The organism is Bradyrhizobium uaiense (assembly GCF_010811875.1).
Lineage (GTDB): Bacteria > Pseudomonadota > Alphaproteobacteria > Rhizobiales > Xanthobacteraceae > Bradyrhizobium > Bradyrhizobium uaiense.
The window spans coordinates 1-394 of sequence record NZ_VKHP01000610.1 but is presented as its reverse complement, the minus strand read 5'-3'; the positions used below and the strand labels follow the sequence as shown (position 1 = coordinate 394).

The 394-nt window shown below is 66.0% G+C and carries 1 protein-coding gene; it reads right to left on the bottom strand.

Translation table 11 applies throughout. From position 1 onward, the window contains the following. Positions 1-394 (bottom strand): DUF342 domain-containing protein (locus FNJ47_RS55600; RefSeq protein WP_163163561.1); only part of this gene is annotated, 394 nt, incomplete at both ends.

Here is a 394-nt window from a genome sequence, read left to right as displayed (position 1 = left end):
TTGCTCAGAACCGTGCCGCCGACGTTGAAGATGCCGCCGCTCGCGACCGAGATATGGTCAGCCGTCGCGCCCGACGAGACGTTCAGGTCGCCGCCGCTGAAGACGGTCGCATATTCGAAGGACGCGCCGGAGAGAACGTCGACCAGCCCGGAAATTGCGGTCCCCGAACCGGTGACACCGGTGACGGAGCCACCCGCCGAGACGATCTCGTGGCCGCCGCTTTGAATGCTGACATTGCTGGTGATCACGCCCTGCACATTGAGCGTGCCGGACACGTTGATCATGCTGGCCGAACCGCCGGCCAGCACGTTGAGCGTTCCGCCGGCTGCAACGAACGTTCCCGTGCCGGCCGTGCCGCTGATGGTGCCCTGGATGACGCCGCCGGACGAGACGT